General features: G+C 71.5%; 18 protein-coding genes. 13 read left to right on the plus strand and 5 right to left on the minus strand.

Annotated features, from left to right (window positions below):
* Positions 1 to 114: 114 nt before the first annotated feature.
* Positions 115 to 1,158 (plus strand): 3-isopropylmalate dehydrogenase, encoded by a 1,044-nt coding sequence (locus tag ACWCQK_RS24740; protein WP_451158347.1) that lies wholly within the window; start codon positions 115 to 117, stop codon positions 1,156 to 1,158.
* A gap of 280 nt (positions 1,159 to 1,438) precedes the next feature.
* Positions 1,439 to 2,527 carry a branched-chain amino acid aminotransferase gene (locus tag ACWCQK_RS24745; RefSeq protein ID WP_451158349.1) on the plus strand — a complete coding sequence of 363 codons (1,089 nt, stop codon included), beginning with the start codon at positions 1,439 to 1,441 and terminating at the stop codon, positions 2,525 to 2,527.
* Here ACWCQK_RS24745 and ACWCQK_RS24750 read toward each other — a convergent pair.
* The gene (locus ACWCQK_RS24750; RefSeq protein ID WP_451158351.1) at positions 2,524 to 3,987 is read right to left on the minus strand and encodes a cytosine permease; all 1,464 of its coding nucleotides are present in this window, start codon (positions 3,985 to 3,987) and stop codon (positions 2,524 to 2,526) included. The genes ACWCQK_RS24745 and ACWCQK_RS24750 overlap by 4 nt on opposite strands.
* A gap of 250 nt (positions 3,988 to 4,237) precedes the next feature.
* Between ACWCQK_RS24750 and ureA the strand changes: the two genes are divergently transcribed.
* The 6 genes from ureA (at position 4,238) to cimA (ending at position 11,454) form a co-directional block, all read left to right on the plus strand.
* Entirely contained in the window at positions 4,238 to 4,921 is a 684-nt protein-coding gene (gene ureA / locus ACWCQK_RS24755; RefSeq protein WP_451158353.1) for an urease subunit gamma, read from the plus strand.
* The gene (locus ACWCQK_RS24760; RefSeq protein ID WP_451158355.1) at positions 4,918 to 6,588 is read left to right on the plus strand and encodes an urease subunit alpha; all 1,671 of its coding nucleotides are present in this window, start codon (positions 4,918 to 4,920) and stop codon (positions 6,586 to 6,588) included. The genes ureA and ACWCQK_RS24760 overlap by 4 nt, the downstream gene beginning before the upstream one ends.
* A 14-nt stretch (positions 6,589 to 6,602) precedes the next feature.
* The gene (locus tag ACWCQK_RS24765) at positions 6,603 to 7,646 is read left to right on the plus strand and encodes an agmatine deiminase family protein (protein WP_451158357.1); all 1,044 of its coding nucleotides are present in this window, start codon (positions 6,603 to 6,605) and stop codon (positions 7,644 to 7,646) included.
* Positions 7,647 to 7,657: 11 nt separating this feature from the next.
* The gene (locus ACWCQK_RS24770) at positions 7,658 to 8,266 is read left to right on the plus strand and encodes a TetR/AcrR family transcriptional regulator (RefSeq protein WP_451158359.1); all 609 of its coding nucleotides are present in this window, start codon (positions 7,658 to 7,660) and stop codon (positions 8,264 to 8,266) included.
* Positions 8,267 to 8,385: 119 nt separating this feature from the next.
* On the plus strand, positions 8,386 to 9,489 hold the full coding sequence (locus ACWCQK_RS24775) for a hypothetical protein (protein WP_451158361.1): 1,104 nt from the start codon (positions 8,386 to 8,388) through the stop codon (positions 9,487 to 9,489).
* Between the two features lie 360 nt (positions 9,490 to 9,849).
* Positions 9,850 to 11,454, plus strand: coding sequence for a citramalate synthase (gene cimA / locus ACWCQK_RS24780; protein WP_451158363.1), 1,605 nt, complete (start codon positions 9,850 to 9,852; stop codon positions 11,452 to 11,454).
* A 7-nt stretch (positions 11,455 to 11,461) separates the two neighbouring features.
* Here the strand turns inward: cimA and ACWCQK_RS24785 are convergent, their stop codons facing one another.
* On the minus strand, positions 11,462 to 11,965 hold the full coding sequence (locus ACWCQK_RS24785; protein ID WP_451158365.1) for a hypothetical protein: 504 nt from the start codon (positions 11,963 to 11,965) through the stop codon (positions 11,462 to 11,464).
* Between the two features lie 142 nt (positions 11,966 to 12,107).
* Positions 12,108 to 13,970, minus strand: coding sequence for a lectin (locus tag ACWCQK_RS24790; RefSeq protein WP_451158367.1), 1,863 nt, complete (start codon positions 13,968 to 13,970; stop codon positions 12,108 to 12,110).
* A gap of 239 nt (positions 13,971 to 14,209) precedes the next feature.
* Between ACWCQK_RS24790 and ACWCQK_RS24795 the strand changes: the two genes are divergently transcribed.
* A complete protein-coding gene (locus ACWCQK_RS24795) occupies positions 14,210 to 17,236 on the plus strand; it encodes a glycoside hydrolase family 3 protein (protein ID WP_451158369.1) in 3,027 nt (1,008 codons plus the stop codon).
* A gap of 66 nt (positions 17,237 to 17,302) precedes the next feature.
* The gene (locus ACWCQK_RS24800; RefSeq protein ID WP_451158371.1) at positions 17,303 to 18,667 is read left to right on the plus strand and encodes a hypothetical protein; all 1,365 of its coding nucleotides are present in this window, start codon (positions 17,303 to 17,305) and stop codon (positions 18,665 to 18,667) included.
* A 98-nt stretch (positions 18,668 to 18,765) separates the two neighbouring features.
* Here the strand turns inward: ACWCQK_RS24800 and ACWCQK_RS24805 are convergent, their stop codons facing one another.
* Together ACWCQK_RS24805 and ACWCQK_RS24810 are read right to left on the minus strand one after the other, a co-directional pair.
* A complete protein-coding gene (locus tag ACWCQK_RS24805) occupies positions 18,766 to 19,548 on the minus strand; it encodes a serine protease (RefSeq protein ID WP_451158373.1) in 783 nt (260 codons plus the stop codon).
* Positions 19,549 to 20,011: 463 nt separating this feature from the next.
* Entirely contained in the window at positions 20,012 to 20,620 is a 609-nt protein-coding gene (locus ACWCQK_RS24810; RefSeq protein WP_451158375.1) for a YceI family protein, read from the minus strand.
* Between the two features lie 269 nt (positions 20,621 to 20,889).
* On the opposite strand from ACWCQK_RS24810, the gene ACWCQK_RS24815 reads away from it, so the two are divergent.
* The 3 genes from ACWCQK_RS24815 to ACWCQK_RS24825 all read left to right on the plus strand — a co-directional run bounded on the left by ACWCQK_RS24815 (position 20,890) and on the right by ACWCQK_RS24825 (position 23,700).
* Positions 20,890 to 21,438 (plus strand): hypothetical protein, encoded by a 549-nt coding sequence (locus ACWCQK_RS24815; RefSeq protein WP_451158377.1) that lies wholly within the window; start codon positions 20,890 to 20,892, stop codon positions 21,436 to 21,438.
* A 423-nt stretch (positions 21,439 to 21,861) separates the two neighbouring features.
* A complete protein-coding gene (locus ACWCQK_RS24820; RefSeq protein ID WP_451158379.1) occupies positions 21,862 to 23,445 on the plus strand; it encodes an acyl-CoA carboxylase subunit beta in 1,584 nt (527 codons plus the stop codon).
* 57 nt (positions 23,446 to 23,502) lie between these two features.
* Entirely contained in the window at positions 23,503 to 23,700 is a 198-nt protein-coding gene (locus ACWCQK_RS24825) for an acyl-CoA carboxylase subunit epsilon (RefSeq protein ID WP_385780477.1), read from the plus strand.
* The last annotated feature ends 142 nt before the right edge of the window (positions 23,701 to 23,842 follow it).

Raw genomic sequence — 23,842 nt, forward strand, 5'->3', positions numbered from 1 at the left:
AGCCGCCCCACGCGGGGGTGAACACAACCCGACGGAATGACTCCGTCCGCCATCGGGGTGTCCGGATGGCGGACACCCCGTGTCATCCCATGGGACGCGGAGTAGGGTGCCCGCATGTCTCGCAGCATCAATCTCGCAGTGATCCCCGGTGACGGCATCGGCCAGGAGGTCGTGACCGAGGGTCTCAAGGTCCTCTCCGCCGTCCTGCCGCAGGATGTGAAGCTGGAGACCAAGGAGTACGACTTCGGCGCCCGGCGCTACCACGCCAGCGGTGAGACCCTCACCGACGCCGACCTCGAAGCGCTCAAGCGGCACGACGTCATCCTGCTCGGCGCGATCGGCGACCCGTCGGTGCCGTCCGGCGTCCTGGAGCGCGGCTTCCTGCTCAAGCTGCGCTTCGCCTTCGACCACCACGTCAACCTGCGTCCGTCGAAGCTGCTGCCGGGCGTCGCCACCCCGCTGGCCGGCCAGCCCGAGATCGACTTCGTCGTGGTCCGCGAGGGTACCGAGGGTCCGTACACCGGCAACGGCGGCACCATCCGCAAGGGCACCCCGCACGAGGTCGCCACCGAGGTCTCCGTGAACACGGCCTTCGGTGTCGAGCGCGTGGTGCGCGACGCCTTCGCCCGGGCCCAGGCCCGCCCGCGCAAGAAGCTCACGCTGGTCCACAAGAACAACGTGCTGACCTTCGCGGGTCACCTGTGGACGAACGTCTTCAACCAGGTGGCCGAGGAGTTCCCCGAGGTCACCACCGAGTACGTCCACGTCGACGCGGCGACCATCTACCTGGTCACCCAGCCCGAGCGTTTCGACGTGATCGTCACCGACAACCTCTTCGGCGACATCATCACGGACCTCGCCGCGGCCGTCTCCGGCGGCATCGGCGTCGCCGCCTCCGGCAACATCAACCCGAGCGGCGACTTCCCGTCCATGTTCGAGCCGGTGCACGGCTCGGCCCCGGACATCGCGGGCCAGGGCAAGGCCGACCCCACCGCCACGGTCCTGTCCGTCGCGCTCCTGCTGCGTCACCTCGGCTACGACGCCGAAGCGACCCGGATCGAGGACGCGGTCTCCGCCGACCTCGCGGAGCGGGTCGCGCTGCCCGCCCGCAGCACCACCGAGATCGGTGACGCCCTCTCCGTACGAGTAGCCGGCTGACCTTTCCCCAGAGCCTGAAAGTCCTGGGGGGGACCCCCAGGCACTCGAATCACTCGAAGCCGTCGGGTCGCATCCGCACCCGGCGGCTTTTCGTACGCGGCGCCGGGTGCCACCATCAACCCTGGGCCGCATTCACCCCGTTTTCTTCCGCCGCGGGCCTCGCGCGATAATCGAACGCGGAGCCGCGGTATGAGGGAATGCTCGGACGTCCTATCACTGGCCACCGGCCGTGCGGGCGTGAGCGCGGCCCGTCACTACAACCGGTGAAGGACACCTACTCATGACGACGCCCACGATCGAGCTGAAGCCCTCCGCCAACCCGCTCTCCGCCACCGAGCGCGAGGCGATCCTGACGAACCCCGGGTTCGGCCGCCACTTCACCGATCACATGGTGACGATCAAGTGGACCGAGGGCCGCGGCTGGCACGACGGTCAGCTCGTCCCCTATGCGGCGATCCCGCTCGACCCGGCCACCAACGTGCTGCACTACGCCCAGGAGATCTTCGAGGGACTGAAGGCCTACCGGCGCCCCGACGGCTCGGTCGCCACCTTCCGCCCGGACCAGAACGCCAAGCGTTTCCAGCGCTCCGCCCGGCGCCTGGCGATGCCGGAGCTGCCGGTCGAGACGTTCATCGAGGCGTGTGACCTGCTCGTCCAGCAGGACAAGGGCTGGGTGCCCGCGCACGGCGGCGAGGAGTCCCTCTACCTCCGTCCGTTCATGATCGCGACCGAGGTCGGCCTGGGGGTGAAGCCCGCCAACGAGTACCTGTTCATCGTCATCGCCTCCCCGGCCGGCGCGTACTTCCCCGGCGGGGTGCGGCCGGTCTCCATCTGGGTCTCCGAGGACCGCGTCCGCGCCGTCCCCGGCGGCATGGGCGACGCCAAGACCGGCGGCAACTACGCGGCCTCCCTGCTCGCCCAGGCCGAGGCCGCCGCCAAGGGCTGCGACCAGGTCTGCTACCTGGACGCGGTCGAGCACCGGTGGGTCGAGGAACTCGGCGGCATGAACCTGTACTTCGTGTACGGCGACCGGATCGTCACCCCGGCCCTGTCCGGTTCGATCCTGGAGGGCGTCACGCGCGACTCCCTCCTGGCCGTCGCCCGCGACCTCGGCTACGAGGCCGAGGAGGGCCGCGTCTCCGTCGACCAGTGGCAGCACGACGCCGAGAACGGGACCCTCACCGAGGTCTTCGCCTGCGGCACCGCCGCCGTGATCACCCCGGTCGGCACCGTCAAGCGGGACGGCACCGAGTGGCGGCAGTCGGGCGGTGAGCCCGGCGAGGTCACCATGACGCTGCGCCGGGCCCTGCTGGACATCCAGCGCGGCACGGCCGAGGACAAGCACGGCTGGATGCACGAGCTCGGCTAGGACCGGTACGAGCGCAGGTCCTGGACCGCGCCGTCCGTCAGGGCCGCCCCGGACTCCGTGTCCGCGGCGGCCCTGTCGCGTCCCACCCCGCCCGTCCCCAGCAGGTAGGCCGCCCCGCCGACCAGTCCCGACAGCAGGAAGCTGCAGTCCACCCCGCCCGTCAGCGACAGCAGCGGGCCCTCGTACGACGGCAGGGACACCGCCAGCAGGCCGACGGCCGCGCCGAGCGCCCAGGAGGCGGTGGCCGGCAGGTTCCAGCCGCCCCGGTACCAGTAGATCCCGCCCCGCGCCCGGCGGTTGAAGACCTGGAGGGCGTCCGCGTCGTACCGTCCGCCGCCGCGGACGAAGCCGATGAGGGTGATGACCGCCCAGGGCGTGCCGATCGCCGTCAGCAGCAGCACGAAGGACGTCATCGCGGACTGCGCGTTCCACGCGTAATGGCCGACGAAGACACAGGCCGTGGCCACGACCGCCACCGTGACCGTGGCGCGGGCCCGGGAGGCGCGGGGCAGGATGGCGTCCAGGTCGAGGCCCATGGAGTACAGCATCAGACCGGCGTTGCCGACCGAGCCCGCGGAGGCGGCGAGCAGGAGCGGCACCAGGTACCAGCCGGGGGAGGCGGAGACGAGCGGGCCCGCGTAGTCCAGGGCTGCGCCCGCCGCGTACGCCGTGAAGGTGCCGAACAGTTGCGGGACCAGCAGGCCCAGGGCCAGGCCGAGCCAGGTCGCGTGCAGGACCCGGCGCGAGGAGTGGCGGGCGGGTGAGATGTAGCGGGTGTAGTCGCCGAGCAGGGTGATGAAGGCGATCGGGCCGGACAGGCCGGCGGCCACCGTCGCCAGGAACCAGGTCGGCCAGAACCCGCCCAGCAGATAGCCGCCGGTCTCCGGCAGCGCGGCGGTCGTGAAGTGCGGGGCGTAGGCGATCACGCCCAGCACGAGCAGGGCCGTCATGCCGATCGCGAGGACACGGGACATGGCGAGCAGCACCCGGTAGCCGTAGACGGCGCCGGCCACGGTGGCCGCCGCGAGCAGCGCGTACACCAGGGCGTACGAGGCTCCCGAGGCCGTCAGCCCGAACAGCCGGTGCAGGACGTCGACCATGACGTCACCGCCGATCCACACCGTCAGCGCGGTGTAGCCGAGGGCGAGCAGCAGGCCGACCACCGAGCCGACCAGCCGGCCGCGCACCCCGAACTGGGCGCCGGAGGAGGTGGAGAGGTTGGTCGCCGTACGCAGGGAGACCAGCGCCAGCGGGGCCGTCAGGGCCGTGCCGACCGCCGTGCCCGCCACGATCGAGCTCACCGACGCCCACCAGCCGAGTCCGAAGGACGGCGGCAGCCAGCCGAAGATGATCACGCCGAGGCAGAGGTTGGAGCCGAGCAGGATCGAGACGAGGTCGCGCGGGCCGCTGGTCCGCTCCTCGTCGGGGATGGTGTCGACCCCGCGCTGTTCTATCGGCATGGCTGGTCTCCTTCGACGAACCTCGGAATGTCGGAACGGCCGGGCGACGTCCGTGCGACGACGGCCGGGTACCGCCCCGTCGGAACGGCCGTCTCGGCATGACCGTGCCTGAACGACCGTGTGTGAGCGAGAATGTTTGAGCGACGTTCAATGTGACGTGTACAAAGCTCGACCGTCAATGTTTCGGTTCCATGAATCCGCCGTTTAGAGTGATGCTCTAAACGTCAGGAAGGCAAGGAGGTGCCGCGTCGTGAGACTCACCCCCACCGAACGTGACCGGCTGCTGCTCTTCGGGGCCGCCGAACTGGCCCGCGCCCGCCGCGCCCGTGGCCTGCGGCTGAACGTGCCGGAGGCGACCGCGCTCATCGCGGACACCGTCTGCGAGGCCGCCCGGGACGGGAAACGGCTCGCGGAGGCCATCGAGGCCGCCCGGTCGGTGCTGGGCCCGCACGACGTACTGCCGGGCGTCGCCGACGTGGTCACCGAGGTGCACGTGGAGGCCGTCTTCGACGACGGCTCACGGCTCGCGGTCGTCGGCGACCCGATCGGCGGCGGCGGACTGGGCGAGCGGGGACCGGGCGCGCTGCTGCCGGGACCGGAGCACGCCGATCCCGAGGCGGTCGTACGGCTGACGGTCACCAACACCGCGACCGTCCCGGTCTCCATCACGTCCCACTTCCACTTCTTCGAGGCCAACCCGCGCCTCGACTTCGCCCGCGAGCGGGCCTACGGGATGCGGCTGGCGGTCCCGGCCGGCTCCTCGGTGCGCTTCGGCCCGGGGGAGAGCGCCGAGGTCGGACTCGTGCCGATCGGCGGCGAGCGGATCGCGATCGGCTTCGCCGGTCTGGTCGACGGGGCGCTGGACGCGCCGGGAGCCCGGGAAGAGGCCCTGCGCAGGGCCGCCGCCTGCGGATATCTGGGAGCTGAGGCATGAATCCCTACGAGTACGCCGCCACCCACGGCCCTCGCGCCGGCGACCGCGTCCGGCTCGGCGACTCGGGGCTGACCATCCGCGTCGAGTCCGACGCCCAGCGGTACGGCGACGAGTTCCTGGCCGGCTTCGGCAAGACCGCCCGTGACGGCCTGCACCTGAAGGCGGCCGCCGTCCGCGACACCTGTGACGTCGTGATCAGCAACGTCGTCGTGATCGACGCCGTGCAGGGGATCCGCAAGGTCTCGATCGGCATCCGGGAGGGCCGGATCCACTCGATCGGTCGGGCCGGCAACCCCGACACCCTCGACGGGGTCGACGTCGTGGTCGGTACGGGCACGTCCATCGTGTCCGGCGAGGGGCTCATCGCCACCGCCGGGGCCGTCGACACCCATGTCCACCTGCTGTCACCGCGGATCATGGAGGCCTCGCTCGCCTCCGGCGTGACGACGATCATCGGGCAGGAGTTCGGACCGGTGTGGGGGGTCGGCGTCAACTCGCCGTGGGCGCTGCGTCACGCCTTCAACGCGTTCGACGCCTGGCCGGTCAACATCGGCTTCCTGGGCCGGGGTTCGTCCTCCGACCCGGCCCCGCTGATCGAGGCCCTCGCCGAGGGCGGCGCGTCCGGCTTCAAGGTGCACGAGGACATGGGCGCTCACACCCGCGCGCTGGACACGGCGCTGCGGGTGGCCGAGGAGCACGACGTCCAGGTCGCCCTGCACAGCGACGGGCTGAACGAGTGCCTGTCGGTCGAGGACACCCTCCGGGTCCTGGAGGGCCGCACCATCCACGCCTTCCACATCGAGGGCTGCGGCGGCGGACACGTGCCGAACGTGCTGAAGATGGCGGGCGTGCCGAACGTCATCGGCTCCTCCACCAACCCCACCCTGCCCTTCGGCCGGGACGCGGTCGCCGAGCACTACGGCATGATCGTCTCCGTCCACGACCTCAAGCCCGACCTGCCCGGCGACGCCGCCATGGCCCGCGACCGCATCCGCGCCGGGACGATGGGCGCCGAGGACGTGCTGCACGACCTGGGCGCGATCGGCATCACCTCGTCGGACGCGCAGGGCATGGGGCGGGCGGGGGAGACCGTACGCCGTACGTTCGCGATGGCCGGGAAGATGAAGGCCGAGTTCGGCGCCCCCGAGGACCACGACAACGAACGGGTCCTGCGCTACATCGCCAAGCTGACCATCAACCCCGCCCTCGCCCACGGCCTCGCGCACGAGGTCGGCTCGATCGAGACCGGCAAGCTCGCCGACATCGTGCTGTGGCGGCCGGAGTACTTCGGCGCCAAGCCGCAGCTGGTGCTCAAGGCCGGCTTCCCGGCGTACGGCGTGGTCGGCGACCCCAACGCGGCCACCGACACCTGCGAACCGCTGGTGCTGGGACCGCAGTTCGGCGCGTACGGCGCGACACCGGCCGATCTCTCCGTCGCCTTCGTCGCCCGCGCCGCCCTCGACCAGGGCGACGACCGGATGCCGACCCGCCGTCGCCGGGTCGCGGTGCGCGGCACCCGCGGCATCGGCCCGGCCGATCTGCGCCTGAACTCCCGTACCGGAGCGGTCGACGTCGACCAGCGCACCGGACTGGTCACCCTCGACGGTGAGCCGGTCCGGTCCGAGCCCGCCGACTCGGTCTCCCTCAACCGCCTGTACTTCCTCTGAAAAGGACTCCTTCCATGTCCGCAGCCGCCGACGGCTTCCGCATGCCCGCCGAGTGGACCCCGCACGAGCGCACCTGGATGGCGTGGCCGGGCCCCAACCCGACCTTCGACGACCCCGAGGACCTCGCCGCCTCGCGCGAGGCCTGGGCGTCCGTCGCCCGCGCCGTCCGCCGCTTCGAACCGGTCACGGTGGTGTGCGGAGCGGGCCAGGCCGCGGAGGCCGCCGCGCTGCTGGGACCCGGCGTCGAGTGCGTCGAACGCGAACTCGACGACGCCTGGATGCGGGACATCGGCCCCACCTTCCTCACCGACGGCAAGGGCGGGCTGGCCGCCGTGGACTGGACGTTCAACGGCTGGGGCGCCCAGCCCTGGGCCCGCTGGGAGCACGACGCGAAGATCGCCGGGCAGGTCGCGGATCTCGCGGGGGCACGGACGTACGCCTCGAAGCTCGTCAACGAGGGCGGTGCGATCCATGTCGACGGCGAGGGGTCCGTCCTGCTGACCGAGACGGTGCAGCTCGGCCCCGAGCGCAACCCGGACTGGACGAAGGAGCGGGTCGAGGCGGAGATCCACGCCCAGCTCGGCACCCGCAAGGCGATCTGGCTGCCGCGCGGCCTCACGGGCGACTATCCTCCGCACGGCTTCGGCACCCTCGGCCATGTCGACATCGTCGCCGCCTTCGCCGGGCCGGGCGTGGTGGTCGCCCACCACCAGCCCGACCCGGCGCACCCCGACCACGAGGTCACGAAGGAGGTCGTCGGCCTGCTGAAGGCGCAGACCGACGCGCGAGGCCGCCCGCTGGAGGTCGTCGAGGTGCCCGCGCCGACCGTCCTGGAGGCCGACGGGCACTGGGCCGACTACTCCTACATCAACCACTACCTCTGCAACGGGGGAGTGGTGCTGTGCGGCTTCGACGACCCGCGCGACGAGATCGCGGCCGGCATCTTCCGCCGGCTGTTCCCGCGGCGAGCGGTGACGCTGGTGGACGCCCGTACGATCTTCTCCGGTGGCGGTGGCATCCACTGTGTCACCCAGCAGCAGCCGAGGGTCCAGGAGTAGGGGGAGCGGGGATGGCCGGTGCGGCCCGGGCGCGCAGGAACGCGCCGCCGCGCGAGGAGGTCCTCGCCGCGGCCATGGACATGATCGCCGAGCGCGGTCTCGAGAAGCTCACCATGGCGGCGCTCGGCCGCGAGGTCGGCATGAGCAGCGGCCATCTCCTGTACTACTTCCGCTCCAAGGACGAACTGCTGCTCCAGGCCCTGGAGTGGAGCGAGGGCCGGCTGGGCGCGGAGCGCGGGCGGCTGCTCGCCGGGCGCGGCTCGGTCCGCGAGCGCCTCGACGCCTATGTCGACCTGTACGTCCCCGACGGTCACCGCGACCCGCACTGGACCCTCTGGCTGGAGGTCTGGAACCGCTCGCAGAACGCCGACGACGACGCCCGCGACCGCCAGGCCGCCATCGAGGGGGCCTGGCACCGCGACCTGGTGGCGCTGATCGCGGAGGGCATGTCCCGGGGGGAGTTCCGAACCGTAGACCCGGATCGCTGCGCGGCCCGGCTGCGGGCGCTGCTCGACGGCTTCTCCATCCACGTGGCGATCGGGCTGCGGGGCACGGACCGGGACCGCATTCTCGGCCACGTACGGGAGTTCCTGGACGAGAGCCTCCTCGCGGACACCTGAGCGGACGCCCTGGTTGTACGCAATACAGCGGATTGACCCGCCGGCTCCCGGTGCGTTTGCCTCGGGGAGAGCCCTCGGCGCGGGGCCGGGGGACCGGGGGATCCGGGAGTGAGTCACCGATGAGACGAACACTGTGCGGCGCGGCCCTGGGCGCCGCTCTCGCCCTCACCACCGCCCTGCCGGCCGCGTCCGTCCCCGGACGGGCCCCGCGCTACGAGCGCGTGGACACCGGCGGCGACGGCGGCCAGTTCAGCACGTACGTGTACGGCGGCCAGGTCAGCGCGAACGGCCGGTACGCCGCGTTCACGGCCGTGGACCCGGCACCGGACTGCCCGGCCTCCGGATTCACCTGCGCCTACCTCAAGGACCTGCGGACCGGCGAGCTGATCCGGGTGCCCGGCACGGCGTACTACACGAGCGGGGTGTTCGTCAGCGCGGACGCCCGTACGGTCGCGTACTCCTCCGGCGACCGCTTCACGATGCCGTACGTGTACGACCGGGTGACCGGACTGACCCGGCAGTTGTGGCCGGATCCGCCGCCGGAGGGCCCCCGCTACGACATCGGCACCGCCCAGGCGGTCAGCGCCGACGGCCGGTACGTGGCGTACAGCCTGGCCGGCCGGACGCCGACGCAGGGGAGCGTGCTGTACGTCCGGGACCTCGTCACGGGCACCGACGAACAGGTCACCCCGTCCCCGGCCGCGGGCACGGTCACCGACGTGCTGCTCGGCGCCCACGGCCGTACCGTCGCCTACGGGCTGCTCGTGGCGGGCGCCGGCGGCCGGACCGAGCAGGTCCACGTCCGGGACCTGGACTCGGGCGAGACGCGCCGGGCGGACGCCGACGCCTACGGCTCGACCGGCCTCGCGGGGCTGTCCGGCGACGGACGGTGGCTGGTCCTCGACTCCACGTCCCCGGACGGCGCGCACACCGCGCGCCTGGTCGATTCGAGCGGCGGCCGGGCCCGGCGGATCGGCCCCGACGGCGCCGTCGCGGTCGCCGCCGACGGCTCGGCCCGGCACGTCCTGCTGGCGCGGGGCGACGCCCTGTCGCTGCTCGACGTGCGCACCAGCCGGCGGACACCGGTGGCGTCGAGCGGTCTCGCCCTGCCCGGCGCGGTCTCCCGCGGCGGCCGGGAGGTGGTCTTCCGCTCCGAGGCCGACGACCTGGTCCCCGGCGACACCAACGCGCTCGCGGACGTCTTCGTGCGCCGCACGCGCTGACCGGCCCGGCGCCGCCGGTGCCCGCCGGCGGCGCCACCCGTCCCCTCCACCCCGTCCACCCAGGCGACCGCATTTTGAGACGCCCGGCGGACCCGGGGGTGTTTTGTGCCAGACTTCCCCCGTGCTCTCGTTCGCCATGATTATTGGCAGCAGGCGCGCCGGTCCGCAGTGACCGCCACGTACGACCAGGTACGGGCGGCCATCGTGTCCTCGACCCGCGCGCAGACCTCTCGCACCCGCGAGAGGTTTTTCGTTTTCCTGGCCCACCTTCAGCCGGGAGGCAAGCGCGAGGGACCATGGGGGGGACGGTGGAGCCGGTCATTCCGGTAGACCGAGATCCAAAACAGGAGCCTTCACACCATGACGGAAACCAGCGAGCTCGACGACTCGTTCCACGTCTTCGACACAACCCTGCGCGACGGCGCCCAGCGGGAGGGCATCAACCTCACCGTCGCCGACAAGCTGGCCATCGCACGGCACCTGGACGACTTCGGCGTCGGCTTCATCGAGGGCGGCTGGCCCGGCGCCAACCCGCGGGACACGGAGTTCTTCGCCCGCGCCCAGCAGGAGATCGAATTCCGGCACGCCACGCTGGTCGCCTTCGGCTCCACCCGCCGGCCGAACGCCGAGGCTTCGCAGGACGCGCAGGTCAAGGCCCTGCTGGAGTCCGGCGCCCAGGTGATCACCCTGGTCGCGAAGTCCCACGACCGGCACGTGGAGCTGGCGCTGCGCACCACCCTGGAGGAGAACCTGGAGATGGTGCGGGACACGGTCTCCTTCCTGCGCTCCCAGGGCCGCCGGGTCTTCGTCGACTGCGAGCACTTCTTCGACGGCTACCGCGCCAACCCCGAGTACGCGAAGGCCGTCGTCCGTACGGCCGACGAGGCCGGCGCCGACGTGGTGGTCCTGTGCGACACCAACGGCGGCATGCTCCCGGCCCAGGTCCAGGCGGTCGTCGCCACCGTCCTCGCCGACACCGGCGCCCGGCTCGGCATCCACGCCCAGGACGACACGGGATGCGCGGTCGCCAACACGCTGGCCGCCGTCGACGCGGGCGCGACCCACGTCCAGTGCACGGCGAACGGCTACGGCGAGCGCGTCGGCAACTCCAACCTCTTCCCGGTGGTCGCGGCGCTGGAGCTGAAGTACGGCATGAAGGTCCTGCCCGAGGGGGCACTGCGCGAGATGACCCGCATCTCGCACGCGATCGCCGAGGTGGTCAACCTGACCCCGGCCACCCACCAGCCCTACGTGGGAGTGTCGGCCTTCGCGCACAAGGGCGGCCTGCACGCCTCCGCGATCAAGGTCGACCCGGCCCTCTACCAGCACATCGAGCCCGAGCAGGTCGGCAACACCATGCGGATGCTGGTGTCGGACATGGCGGGCCGCGCGTCGGTCGAGCTCAAAGGCAAGGAACTCGGCATCGACATCAGCGGCGACCGCGCCCTGGTCGGCCGGGTCGTCGAGCGCGTGAAGGAACGCGAACTCAAGGGCTACACGTTCGAGGCCGCCGACGCGAGCTTCGAACTGCTGCTGCGCGCGGAGGCCGAGGGCCGGGCCCGCAGCTACTTCGAGGTCGAGTCCTGGCGCGCGATCGTCGAGGACCGCCCCGACGGCTCGCACGCCAACGAGGCCACGGTCAAACTCTTCGCCAAGGGCGAGCGGATCGTCTCCACCGCCGAGGGGAACGGCCCGGTCAACGCGCTGGACCGGGCGCTGCGGCTGGCCCTGGAGAAGATCTACCCGCAGCTCGCCAGGCTGGAGCTGGTCGACTACAAGGTCCGCATCCTGGAGGGCAAGCACGGCACCCAGTCCACGACCAGGGTCCTGATCTCGACGTCGGACGGCGCGGGCGAGTGGTCCACGGTGGGCGTGGCGGAGAACGTCATCGCCGCCTCGTGGCAGGCGCTGGAGGACGCGTACACGTACGGGCTGCTGCGGGCCGGGGTGGAGCCCGCGCGGTAGCGGTGCCTCAGCAGGAGTCCTCGGCGAGCCGCTCGAACTCGCCGAGGCTCATGGCCCGGTCCTCGGCCCACACCCGGCCGGGTCCGAGCCCCCGCAGGTCGGCGGCGCGGAACGTGACGGAGCCGGTGTACTCGTAGTTGTACTCGGCCTTCCCGAAGACCAGTTCGTACGAGTACCCCGGCAGCAGCCGCTGCTCTCCGGCCGGGCGGGCCCGCCAGGCGGCCGGGGGCGAGAACAGCGGGAACGCGGCGTCGGCGATGTGCCGCTCACCGGGGACACGCCAGCCGGACAGGCCGGGCGCGGAGTCCGCGTCGGCCTCCGCGGCGGCGGCCGGCGTGCCGTGCAGCCCGAGCCCCTGTACGAGGTCGTCACCGCACGGCCGCACCAGCGCCCACGGGTTCCCCGAGGCGTCCAGGTGGACGGCCGCCAGGGGGCGCGTCTCGGCCCCGCATCCGCTCAGCAGGGCCAGCGCGCCGAGCGTGCCCGCCAGCGAGGCCGCCCGCCGTCGCACCCGAGCTCCCGCCCGTCGTACGGCGGGCGGCGCCCCGGCCGGGCCGCACCCGCTCAGCGGGTCCGGCCCCGCCCCCGTAGCCGTCGTATCCGCCTGCCGACGCCGCATGACCGCCCCCTTCGCCCCCGTGGGACGCGGGGGCCTATTGCAGACGCCACTTCTGGTTGGCGGCCCCGGTGCACGACCAGATCTGCGCCCGCGCCCCGTTGGCGGACGAATTGCCCGTCACATCGAGGCACTTGCCCGCCGCCGTGTTCACCACATCACCGGACGAGGCGTTGTACGACCACCGTTGCGCACCGGTTCCGTTGCAGTCGTACAACTGGACCTTCGCCCCGTCCGCGGTCGACGCCGAGGTCACGTCCAGGCACTTGCCGAGCGCCCGCACCGAGCCGTCGGCCTGCACCGTCCACCGCTGCGCCGTGGACCCGTTGCAGTCGTAGAGCTGCACCGCGGTGCCGTTCGCCGACGAACCGCCCGCCACGTCCAGGCACTTGCCCGCCAGCCCGACGAACGCGCCCGACTGTTCCCCGCCCCCGGACTGCGTCCCCGACCAGGTGAAGGTCGCGGACGTCCTGCCCGGCAGCGAGTAGGTCGCGTGCTGCGCACCCCAGTTGACGGTCACGGTCTTCGCGGCCGACCCGTCGTTGTACGCGATCAGGGCCTTGCTGCCGTCGGGATTGCGCCACGCCACGTTCGGCACCGCCGCCGACGCCGTCGACGCGATCCGCTGCGCCCCCGGCCGTACGAACTTCGTCAGATGGCCCATCGTGTAGTACTCGACGGTGTAGTCGACCGTGCCGCTCGCGCCGTCGCCGTTGTGCACCGTGATCAGCCCGGTGCAGGTCCCGCAACCGCCGTTGTGCGGGCCCATGTTCTGGTCCACCGCCAGCGACCACTTGGTCACCGACTTCGCCCAGTTGCGGGTGTAGTCGACGATGTTGAGCATGTCCTCGCGCTGCTGGTTGGCGATCCACGTCCCGCCCGAGTGCTCGGTGCCGAACGCGTCCAGCTGCGCGTACTGGTTGTGCACGGACGTCTGTTTCGCCACGTCACCGCCGTAGCCGTGCCACGCGATGCCCCCGAAGTTGGGATGCGACCGCACCGCCGCGTCGTCCACCGTCTGCGCCGCGTACGCGTCGTACACGTCCCAGTTCCAGTCGTGCGCCAGCACCTTCGTCGACAGCCCGGCCGCCGCGAGCTTCGGCAGCAGCTCGCTCTTGGTGAAGTAGGCGAGACCCGAGGCGTTCCAGCTCATCGAGGGATACCCGGAACAGCAGGTCGGCTCGTTCTGCGCCGTCACGTAGGAGACCGGCACCCCCTGGTCCCGGTACGCCTGGAGGTACTTCACGAAGTACGACGCGTAGGCCCCGTAGTGCTCGGATTTCAGCCAGCCCCCGTTGAGCTGGCCGCTGTCCTTCATCCAGGCCGGCGCGGTCCACGGTGAGGCCGTCACCGTCAGCGAGGGGTTCAGCTGGAGCGCCTGCTTCGTCAGCGGCACGACGTCCGCGAGGTCGTGCGCGATCGAGAACTTGGCCAGCGAGGCGTCCGTCTGCCCGGCGGGCACGTCGTCGTAGGTGTACCCGAACCGCGCCAGGTCCGAGGCGCCCATGGGGTTGCGCAGGAACGACAGCCCGATCCCGTCCGTCGGCGAGAACAGCTTCCGCATGGTCGCGTCCCGGGTCGCCTGCGACAGCGCCCCGCTGCTGTTCATCAGCCAGGCCGCGGTGTCCGTGAAGGACGCGCCGCCGCCGGTGAAGGTCTGGTACCGGGTGTTCTCGTCGACGGTGATGTTCTCACCGCTGCCGCCGGCACCCGACTGGAAGGCGAACGGGGCCTGCGCCTGGAGTCCGCGGACCACATGCCGTCCGCCGCTGTCGTCGGTGGTGGTCAGCCACGGCGTGACCTGCTCGCCGGCCGCGTGGGCCGGCACGGCCGCGGTGAACCCGGCCGTGGTGAGCAGTCCTGCGATCAGCAGCCGGACCGCCCTGGTGGATCTCCTCATGGAGCGCCGCCCTTCTGGAGGTGGGGGTGGGGAGGCGTTGCGAGCCGTGAGTAAATGACGGCTTCGTATACCCGTCAAGGGGTCGCGCGTTCACATTCCGAAGAGACAACGCCCCTGTTCTGGCCGGGCGTTGCGTCTGTACCGGTTCCGACGTGAAGTCTTGACGTCCGCAAGGCGCCCCAGTTAACTCACGCCGTGATCTAAGTCATGAGAGCACTATGAGAGCCGAGGGAAGGTCCATGCGAAGAACCGCCCTGCTCGCCTCCGCCACCCTGCTCACCGCGCTGCTGCCGCTGACGGTCGTCGGCACCGCGGCCGGCGCCGACGACCCGCCCCCGGTCTCCGTCGACCGCTTCGAGGGCGAGGTCCCGTTCGCCGGGCAGCCCGCCGAGGGCATCTTCACCTGGGGCAGCGACGCCGACGACCCGCCCGCCCTCCAGTTCGCCGACCGCGCGGACGCCCCCGAGGGCGCCAAGGTCCTCGCCGGGACCTACGGCATCAGCGGCTACGGCGGCTTCAGCCACGACTACGCCGCGACCGAGCCCGCCCACGACTGGTCCGCCCGCAAGGGCATCCGCTTCTGGTGGGACGGTCAGGCCAACGGCAAGAAGATCGCCTTCGAGATCAAGGACGGCGGCGCCCACGGCGAGGCCTCGGAGCTCTGGACGACCTCCTTCACCGACGACTTCAGCGGCTGGAAACTGATCGAGATCCCGTTCGCCGACTTCACGTATCGCACGGACTACCAGCCCGTCGGCGGCATCGACCACGTCCTCGGCCTCACCGCCATGTGGGGGTACGCGCTCACGCTCCCCGTCGGTGTCCAGGGGCGGTTCGCCATGGACGGCGTCGAACTGTACGGCCGCGCCGACCAGTCCCTGCGCGCCTCCGTCAGCACCGACTCCGCCGTCCGCCCGGTGAAGGAGGGCGGCACCGCCACCGTCGCGGTCACCGTCGCCACCACCGGCTCGGCGCCGATCGACGAACCCGTCACGGTCACCTACGAGACGGCCGCCACCGGCACCGCCACCCCGGGCAAGGACTACACCCCGGTCAGCGGCACGCTCACCTTCCCGGCCGGCACCGCCTCCGGGACCTCCCGCACGATCCGGGTCTCCACCCTGAAGGACAAGAGCGCCGAATCCGCCGAGACGATCCCCCTCAAGCTCACGGTCGCCGGGGCCAAGCCCCCGGCCGAGACGCCCCAGGTCGTCGTCGACGCGCACGGACTGCCCTATCTGGACCCGAAGCTCCCGGTCAAGAAGCGTGTCGCCGACCTCGTCTCGCGCATGTCCCCGGCGGAGAAGGCCGGCCAGATGACCCAGGCCGAGCGCGGCGGCCTCACCACGCCCGGTGACATCGCCGCCTACGACCTCGGCTCGCTCCTGTCCGGCGGCGGCTCGACCCCGACGCCCAACACGCCCGAGGCCTGGGCGAAGATGATCGACGGCTTCCAGCTCCGGGCCCAGGCGACCCGCTTCCAGATCCCGCTGGTCTACGGCGTCGACGCGGTCCACGGCCACAACAACCTGGCCGGCGCCACGCTCATGCCGCACAACATCGGCATCGGCGCCACCCGCGATCCCGGGCTCGCCGAGAAGACCGGCGCGGTGACCGCCGCCGAGGTCCGGGCCACCGGCATCCCCTGGGACTTCGCGCCCTGCGTCTGCGTCACCCGCGACGAACGCTGGGGCCGCTCCTACGAGTCCTTCGGAGAGGACCCGGCCCTCGTCGAGTCCATGGAGACCGTGATCCAGGGCCTCCAGGGGCGGGCGAACGGCAAGGATCTGAGCCGCGACGACAAGGTCCTCGCCACCGCCAAGCACTTCGTCGGCGACGGCGGCACCGAGTTCGGCTCCTCCACCACCGGCAGCTACACCATCGACCAGGGCGTCACCAAGGTCACCCGGCAGCAACTGGAGGCCGTCCACCTCGCCCCGTACCAGACCGCCGTCGACCGGGGCATCGGCACGGTCATGCCGTCGTACTCCTCGCTCGACATCGCCGGTGACGGCCTGGGCCCGGTCAAGATGCACGCCCGCGCCGACATGATCAACGGCGTGCTCAAGGACCGGATGGGCTTCGACGGCTTCGTCATCAGCGACTGGAACGCCATCGACCAGCTGCCCGGCGACTACGCCTCCCATGTCCGCACGGCGGTCAACGCGGGCCTCGACATGATGATGGTGCCGTACTCCTACAAGGACTTCAGCGCCACTCTGGCCGCCGAGGCCGCGGCGGGCCGGATCAGCGAGGAGCGGATCGACGACGCCGTCTCCCGCATCCTCACCCAGAAGTTCAGGCTGGGCCTCTTCGAGCACCCCTACGCCGACACCAGCGGCGCCGCGCGGATCGGTTCGACGGCCCACCGCGCCGTCGCCCGGCAGGCGGCCGCCGAGTCGCAGGTGCTGCTGAAGAACGCGGGCGGGGTCCTGCCGCTGAAGAAGTCGCAGAAGGTCTACGTCGCCGGCTCCAACGCCGACGACATCGGCAACCAGACCGGCGGCTGGACGATCACCTGGCAGGGCTCGTCCGGCGACATCACCCAGGGCACGACGATCCTGGAGGGGATGCGCGAGGCCGGCGGTGACGTCACGTACTCCAAGGACGCCTCCGCGCCCACCGGCGGCTACGACGTCGGCGTGGTCGTGGTCGGCGAGACCCCCTACGCGGAGGGCGTCGGCGACGTCGGCAACGGCAACGACCTGGAGCTGACCGCCGCCGACCAGGCCGCCGTGGACAAGGTGTGCGCGGCCATGAAGTGCGCGGTGCTGATCGTCTCCGGCCGCCCGCAGCTCGTCGGCGACCGGCTCGGCGACATCGACGCGCTGGTGGCCTCCTGGCTGCCGGGCACCGAGGGCTCGGGCGTGGCGGACGTGCTGTACGGCAAGCGCCCGTTCACCGGACAGCTCCCCGTCACCTGGCCCAGGTCCGAGGCACAGCTGCCGATCAACGTCGGCGACACGGCGTACGACCCGCAGTTCCCGTACGGCTGGGGCCTGACGACGCTCGGCCGGACGCCGGAGGGCGGCCTGACGACGCTGAAGGCGCTGGGGGTCGCGGCGGCCGTCGCCGACCGGGCCCACGCGCGGGAGGCGGGACGCGAGCTCGTCACCCGGGCACGGCTGATCGTCCAGCAGAAGGCGGGGCAGAACATCACCGCGGCGGTGGCGAAGCCCTTCGCCGACGCCGACCACCTGCTCCTGACCGGACGGTACGGCGCGGCCGTGCAGAAACTGCTGGAGGCGTATCGAGCAGCGGCCTGACCCACGGGCGGCGCCTGCCCCGGGCTTGGATGTCCGGTTCTGGGAGGCTTCGGGTAGCTTCGAACCATGAAGGCCGTCGTACGGACCCGAAGCCTCCCCGGACTGGTGCTGGCCCTCCTGCTCGCCGCTCTGGCCGGGGTGTGGGTGCACGCGGCCCCCGCCTCGGCCGACACCCGCGTCTCGGCCGTCGCGCGAGCCCTCCGCGAGAGTCCCGTCTACGTCGACCCGGCAGCCGCCTCCCAGCTGTCGGCCGCCGACACCGCCGCGCTGACCCGGCAGATCGAGCGCGCCGACAAACCCCTGTTCATCGCGGTGCTCCCGGCCGGCTTCCCGACCCGGAACCTCTTCACCGACCTGCGCACCGCCACCGGCGTCACCGGCCTGTACGCGATCCGTCTCGGCGACCGGTTCGACGCCCGCGCCGACTCCTCCGTCCTGTCACGCGCCGCGGTGACCAACCTCGTCACCAGCGTCGGGGACGAGCGCGACACCAAGACCCAGCTGGACGACTTCACCAGCCGCGCACTGACCAACATGGGCGGCTCGGCACCCTCGACCTGGGATTCCTCCGGCGGCGGTGACGTCCCCACCACCGGGCTGATCGTCGTGGGCGCCGTCCTGGTGGCGGGCGGCGCCGGTGCCTACGGGCTGGTCCGCCGCAACCGCCGGCGCCACGCGGAGGAGCAGCGGGCCGCCCTCGACAAGCTGCGGGTCGTGGTGGACGAGGACATCACCGCTTTCGGCGAGGAGCTGGACCGCCTCGACTTCCACCCGGCGGAGGCCGGGGCCGACGACGCCATGCGCGCGGACTACGAACGCGCGCTGGACGCCTACGAGCAGGCGAAGACGGCCATGGCCGAAGCGCGCCGGCCCGAGGACGTCCGCGCGGTCACCCAGTCCCTGGACGACGGCCGCTACTCCCTGGCCCAGCTCGCCGCCCGCCGCGAGGGCCGCCCGCTGCCCGAACGCCGGCCGCCCTGCTTCTTCGATCCGCGGCACGGCCCTTCGGTCGCCGACGTCGCCTGGACGCCGGCCGACGGCGCGCCCCGCGAGGTCCCCGTCTGCGCGGCCGACCGGACCCGGCTGGCCGACGGCCGCGACCCGGTGGTCCGCCAGGTCGACACCGAGTACGGCCGCCGCCCGTACTGGGACGCGGGCCCCGCCTACGGCCCCTGGGCCGGCGGCTACTTCGGCGGCGGCATCCTCCCCGGCCTCCTCCTGGGCACCGCGCTCGGCGGCATGATGGCCACCCCGTCCTACGCGGCCGACTACGGCGCCGGTTACGGCGACTTCGGCGCCGGCGGTTACCAGGGCGGCGACCTCTCGGGCGCTGACTTCGACCCGGGTGACTTCGGCGGCGGGTTCGGGGGCGGCGGGTTCGGCGACGGCGGGGGAGGGGACTTCGGAGGTGGGGGCGGCGGGGACTTCTGACGCACGGGGGCACGACGGGGCACGGGCCCGGCGCGTGACGGCGCCGGGCCCGTGCCCTGTGGGGGGTCCGCACGGTGTACGGGACGGTGTGCTGTGCGTCAGAGCGTGGCCGCCGCCGCGGCGATCGCGGAGGCGAAGGTCGAGACCTCGGAGTAGACGCCGGGGGCGTTGGCCCGGGCGCAGCCGATGCCCCAGCTGACGATGCCGACCTGGATCCAGGCGCCCGCGTTGTCCCGGCGGAACATCGGGCCGCCGGAGTCGCCCTGGCAGGTGTCGACACCGCCCGCCGTGTACCCGGCGCAGATCTCGTCGCTCGCGACCAGTCCGCTGTAGCCGCTGTAGGAGCGGCAGGTGGCGTCGCTGACGAACGGCACGGTCGCCTTGAGCAGGTAGCGCTGCTGGGCACCGCCCTCGGAGGCCGAGCCCCAGCCCGCGATGTTGAAGGTGCCGGTGTTGTACGTGGTGGTCGTCGCGGTGGGCAGCGTCGGCAGGTTGATGGGCGAGGCGAGCTTGATCAGCGCCCAGTCCTTGCCGTTGCCGTTGTAGCCGGGCGCCCGGTAGACGTAGGTGGACCTGACCTGCACCCGGCCGGTGGTCGACTGGAGGTCCACGACACCGGCGGTGGCCGTGATGCTGGTGTTGGCGCCGGTGCGGCTCACACAGTGCGCGGCGGTGAGCACGATCTGCTGGGTGTAGAGCGCGCCGCCACAGCCCATCGAGAGCCGGACCATGAACGGGAACTCGCCCTGCGCGGCCCGGGTTCCGCCGACCACGGGCGCCGGGGCGGCCTGTGCGGGGGAGGCGGGCTGGAGGCTGACGACCGCGAGGACGGCCGCGCCGGCGACCGCGCATCTTCTCAGGGCCTTGAGGAGCTTCTTCACGTGATGCCTTCCGTGGGGGGTGGAATGACATGCGCATGCCAAGAAGGTGGTCCGTGAGGGCCGTAAAGGAATGCCCATGTGCTGGCATGAGCTCGTCAAATTCTGTTGCTGGATTATGGGAACGCTGTGACCGCTCACACAAGGGGTGCAATCCGGCCACGCCCGGCCCCGACGGCGATCACCCTCACGGACCGACTTGGGCCCCCGCGCCGGTCGCTCTCACGGCGCGCCCTCAGTCCTCACGCCGGTCACTCTCACGGCACGTCCTCGGCCCCCGCGCCGGTCACTCTCACGGCACCCCCTCGGCCCCCACGCCGGAGACGCTCACGGCGCGCCCCCGATCACCGTGCCGGCGCGTACGCCGACGCCCCGAGCGCCCGCCCTCCGCCCGGTGGGGGCGTGAGGGGAGGGCGTGCTCGGGGCCGCGTGCCGGCGCGCGCCGACGGGGTGCCGGTATCAGGCGTCAGGCGCTCTTGATCGCCGAGATGTCGAAGTTCAGCTTGATCTTGTCGGAGACCAGCACGCCGCCCGTCTCCAGCGCCGCGTTCCAGGTCAGGCCCCACTCGGAGCGCAGGATCTGGGCCGTGCCCTCGAAGCCGACGCGCTCGTTGCCGAAGGGGTCCGTGGCGGAGCCGTTGAACTCCAGGTCGATGGTGAGCGGCTTGGTGACACCGAGGATGGTCAGGTCGCCGGTGATGCGGTAGTCGTCGCCGCCCACGGCTTCCGCCTTGGTGGAGCGGAAGGTCATCTTCGGGAACTCGTCGGACTTGAAGAAGTCCGCGCTCTTCAGGTGGCCGTCACGGTCGGCGGAACCGGTGTCGACGCTGTCCATCGTGATGTCGATGGTCGCGGTGGACTTGGCCGGGTCGCTGCCGTCCAGGTGCAGGGAGCCGCTGACGTCGTTGAACTTGCCCTTGACGTTCGTGACCATCGCGTGGCGCGCCACGAAGCCGAACGTGGAGTGCGACGCGTCGATGGAGTAGTCACCGGTCAGGGCGGCGAGTGCCGGGTTCACGGCCGCGGCGGCCTGGGGGGTCGTGTCGTCGGTGTTCTTGCGGCCGAAGATGCCCATGATGTGCTCCTTGGGGACGGGGTCGCGGATTCGTGATCGAAGCCGCGGACGAGGTCGTACAGATCTGTTGAATGTTCAACCAGGTAACGAGAACGACAGTAAACCTATTCCGTCCGGGTTTCAACATCATCCGCAACGTGTTTCACACATTACGGGGCGTGACCATCACGACGCCCTCTGGCGGACGCGCGTAGACCTCGGGCACCATCTCCCTGCGCCACCTGCACAGCCGCCCCAGCAAGCACGGCCATCCGCAGGAAGGGTTTCCCATGGTCCCCACGACGCTCGCGAAACTGGCCCCCACGAAGACCGCGAGGCCGCTTCGGCTCCGCTCCGCGCTCACCGCCCTGGCCCTCCTCGTCGCCCCCGGCGTCGCCGTCCTCGGCACCGCGGGGGACGCCTTCGCCGCGACCAAGATCAGTCACGCCACGGCCACCTCGATGTTCCGCTCGGCCGGCATCACCTGGTCGTCCTCCGGCAACTGCTCGAACCGCAACAACTCCACCTGTACGTCCTTCGATCAGCTCAACCTGGCCACCGCCCAGGGCGCCCAGACCCTCAAGAGCGCCGCCGGCTGTGCCCTCAACATCACCGGCGGTACGGAGACCGGCCACGCCTCCGGCACCTACTCCCACTGGAACGGCTACAAGCTCGACTACGGCAAGAACACCTGCGTGACGAACTACATCAAGAACTCCTTCACGTACATCGGACTGCGCGGCGACGGCGCCCCGCAGTACCGGTCGGGCGCCGGCAACATCTACGCCGACGAGGGCAACCACTGGGACGTCCTGTACTACAACTGCGGCGGCTGCTGAGCGAGTCCGCCGCACCCCGTCGCTTCCTCGGCGCGGCGGCCCTCGCGGCGGGTCTCCCCGCGAGGGCCGGTCCCGCCCGTCGTGCCGGCCGGGGGGCCGGGCTCCGTGTGAGAGAGTCGCCGGGGGGATCGTCCGGGACCGGTCCGCGTGCCGGGTGGTCCGGAGCGTCGAGGCGGTCGAAGCCGGAGTCGGCAGACCGCCGTATGCGCCCCCGTGTCACTCCAGGGATGGCATGCGCGACTCACCAATGTGAGCCGCCTCTCAGCCTCTGAGTTTGTCCGACCTCTACAAGGCGCACGCCCTCTGAGCAGTCGGAACGCCTGCACAGGGTTGTGGTTCTGTTCAGTGCTACCAGGAAAACGGTCTGGAGACTGTACGGAGTCGACGGCTCGCTTTCCTTGGCAGGCTTCGTAAGGTCGCTACATGACCGTTTTGGAAGAGACGACCGGTGAGCCGGCGGACGCGCGGGGTCGGGTGGCCGAGCTGCACGAGATCCGTGTGCAGGCGCTGGCGGGTCCCAGCGAGAGGGCGACCGAGGCGCAGCATGCCAAGGGCAAGCTGACCGCCCGGGAGCGGATCGAGCTGCTCCTGGACCCGGGGTCCTTCCGGGAGGTCGAGCAGTTGCGCCGGCACCGCGCGACGGGCTTCGGCCTGGAGTCCAAGAAGCCGTACACGGACGGTGTCATCACCGGCTGGGGCACGGTGGACGGGCGCACGGTCTTCGTCTACGCGCACGACTTCCGGATCTTCGGCGGCGCGCTGGGCGAGGCCCACGCGACGAAGATCCACAAGATCATGGACATGGCCATCGCGGCCGGTGCCCCGCTGGTGTCGCTGAACGACGGCGCCGGCGCCCGGATCCAGGAGGGCGTCAGCGCCCTCGCCGGATACGGCGGCATCTTCCAGCGCAACACCAAGGCGTCCGGTGTCATCCCGCAGATCAGCGTGATGCTCGGCCCGTGCGCGGGCGGCGCGGCCTACAGCCCCGCCCTCACCGACTTCGTGTTCATGGTCCGTGAGACCTCGCAGATGTTCATCACCGGCCCGGACGTCGTCAAGGCGGTCACCGGCGAGGAGATCACCCAGAACGGGCTCGGCGGGGCGGATGTGCACGCCGAGACGAGCGGCGTCTGCCACTTCGCGTACGACGACGAGGAGACCTGCATCGCCGAGGTGCGCTACCTCCTGTCGATGCTCCCGCAGAACAACCGTGAGAACCCGCCGCGGGCGGAGTCCACGGACGACGCGGACCGCCGCGGCGACGTCCTGCTGGACCTGGTCCCGGCGGACGGCAACCGGCCCTACGACATGGCCAAGGTCATCGAGGAGATCGTCGACGACGGCGACTACCTGGAGGTCCACGAGCGCTGGGCGCGCAACATCATCTGCGCGCTGGCCCGGCTCGACGGCCAGGTCGTGGGCATCGTCGCCAACCAGCCGCAGACCCTCGCGGGCGTCCTGGACATCGAGGCGAGCGAAAAAGCTGCGCGCTTTGTCCAGATGTGTGACGCTTTCAATATCCCGATCGTCACGTTCCTGGACGTGCCGGGGTTCCTCCCCGGGGTGGACCAGGAGCACGGCGGAATCATCCGCCACGGAGCGAAGCTGCTGTACGCGTACTGCAACGCGACCGTGCCGAGGATTTCGCTGATCCTGCGCAAGGCGTACGGCGGGGCGTACATCGTCATGGACAGCCAGTCCATCGGTGCCGACCTCACCTACGCGTGGCCCACGAACGAGATCGCCGTGATGGGCGCCGAAGGCGCCGCCAACGTCATCTTCCGGCGTCAGATCGCCGAAGCCGAGGACCCCGAGGCCATGCGCAAGCGGATGGTCAAGGAGTACAAGTCCGAGCTCATGCACCCCTACTACGCCGCCGAACGCGGCCTGGTGGACGACGTCATCGACCCGGCTGAGACCCGCGAGGTCCTCATCAGGTCCCTCGCGATGCTGCACAGCAAGCACGCCGACCTGCCTTCCCGCAAGCACGGCAACCCCCCGCAGTAACCCCGCGGATCCTCCGCGGTACCCCTGCGGAAACCTCTCTCACGGAGACTGACATCCATGAACTCCACTGACATTCGCGTCGAGAAGGGCCACGCAGAGCCCGAGGAGGTCGCCGCCATCACGGCGATCCTGCTCGCGCGTGCCGCGGCCCGTGCGTCCACGGAAGCCCCGGCGCACCCCGGCCGCGCGAAGGCCGGCTGGCGCCGGCTGGAGCGCGAGCCCGGCTTCCGTGCCCCGCACAGCTGGCACGGCTAGTCCGCGACACCCCGGCACGCAGTCACCCCGGCACGACAGAAAGGCCCCTCTCCGCGCGAGAGGGGCCTTTCCGCCGCCCAGGGGCCCTCTCGCCGTCCGCGGGCACGGAGAGACGGTACGAAGACCGGCGGGAACACACGCG

The organism is Streptomyces sp. NPDC002306 (genome assembly GCF_053593435.1).

Excerpts from the sequence above, each read along its gene's own strand:
- ACWCQK_RS24795 (WP_451158369.1), top strand. The coding sequence starts at position 14,210 with ATGCGAAGAACCGCCCTGCTCGCCTCCGCCACCCTGCTCACCGCGCTG.
- ACWCQK_RS24790 (WP_451158367.1), bottom strand. The coding sequence starts at position 13,970 with ATGAGGAGATCCACCAGGGCGGTCCGGCTGCTGATCGCAGGACTGCTC.
- ACWCQK_RS24825 (WP_385780477.1), top strand. The coding sequence starts at position 23,503 with ATGAACTCCACTGACATTCGCGTCGAGAAGGGCCACGCAGAGCCCGAG.
- ACWCQK_RS24770 (WP_451158359.1), top strand. The coding sequence starts at position 7,658 with ATGGCCGGTGCGGCCCGGGCGCGCAGGAACGCGCCGCCGCGCGAGGAG.
- ACWCQK_RS24740 (WP_451158347.1), top strand. The coding sequence starts at position 115 with ATGTCTCGCAGCATCAATCTCGCAGTGATCCCCGGTGACGGCATCGGC.
- ACWCQK_RS24745 (WP_451158349.1), top strand. The coding sequence starts at position 1,439 with ATGACGACGCCCACGATCGAGCTGAAGCCCTCCGCCAACCCGCTCTCC.
- ACWCQK_RS24760 (WP_451158355.1), top strand. The coding sequence starts at position 4,918 with ATGAATCCCTACGAGTACGCCGCCACCCACGGCCCTCGCGCCGGCGAC.
- ACWCQK_RS24750 (WP_451158351.1), bottom strand. The coding sequence starts at position 3,987 with ATGCCGATAGAACAGCGCGGGGTCGACACCATCCCCGACGAGGAGCGG.
- ACWCQK_RS24800 (WP_451158371.1), top strand. The coding sequence starts at position 17,303 with ATGAAGGCCGTCGTACGGACCCGAAGCCTCCCCGGACTGGTGCTGGCC.
- cimA (WP_451158363.1), top strand. The coding sequence starts at position 9,850 with ATGACGGAAACCAGCGAGCTCGACGACTCGTTCCACGTCTTCGACACA.
- ACWCQK_RS24765 (WP_451158357.1), top strand. The coding sequence starts at position 6,603 with ATGTCCGCAGCCGCCGACGGCTTCCGCATGCCCGCCGAGTGGACCCCG.
- ACWCQK_RS24810 (WP_451158375.1), bottom strand. The coding sequence starts at position 20,620 with ATGGGCATCTTCGGCCGCAAGAACACCGACGACACGACCCCCCAGGCC.
- ACWCQK_RS24815 (WP_451158377.1), top strand. The coding sequence starts at position 20,890 with ATGGTCCCCACGACGCTCGCGAAACTGGCCCCCACGAAGACCGCGAGG.
- ACWCQK_RS24820 (WP_451158379.1), top strand. The coding sequence starts at position 21,862 with ATGACCGTTTTGGAAGAGACGACCGGTGAGCCGGCGGACGCGCGGGGT.
- ACWCQK_RS24775 (WP_451158361.1), top strand. The coding sequence starts at position 8,386 with ATGAGACGAACACTGTGCGGCGCGGCCCTGGGCGCCGCTCTCGCCCTC.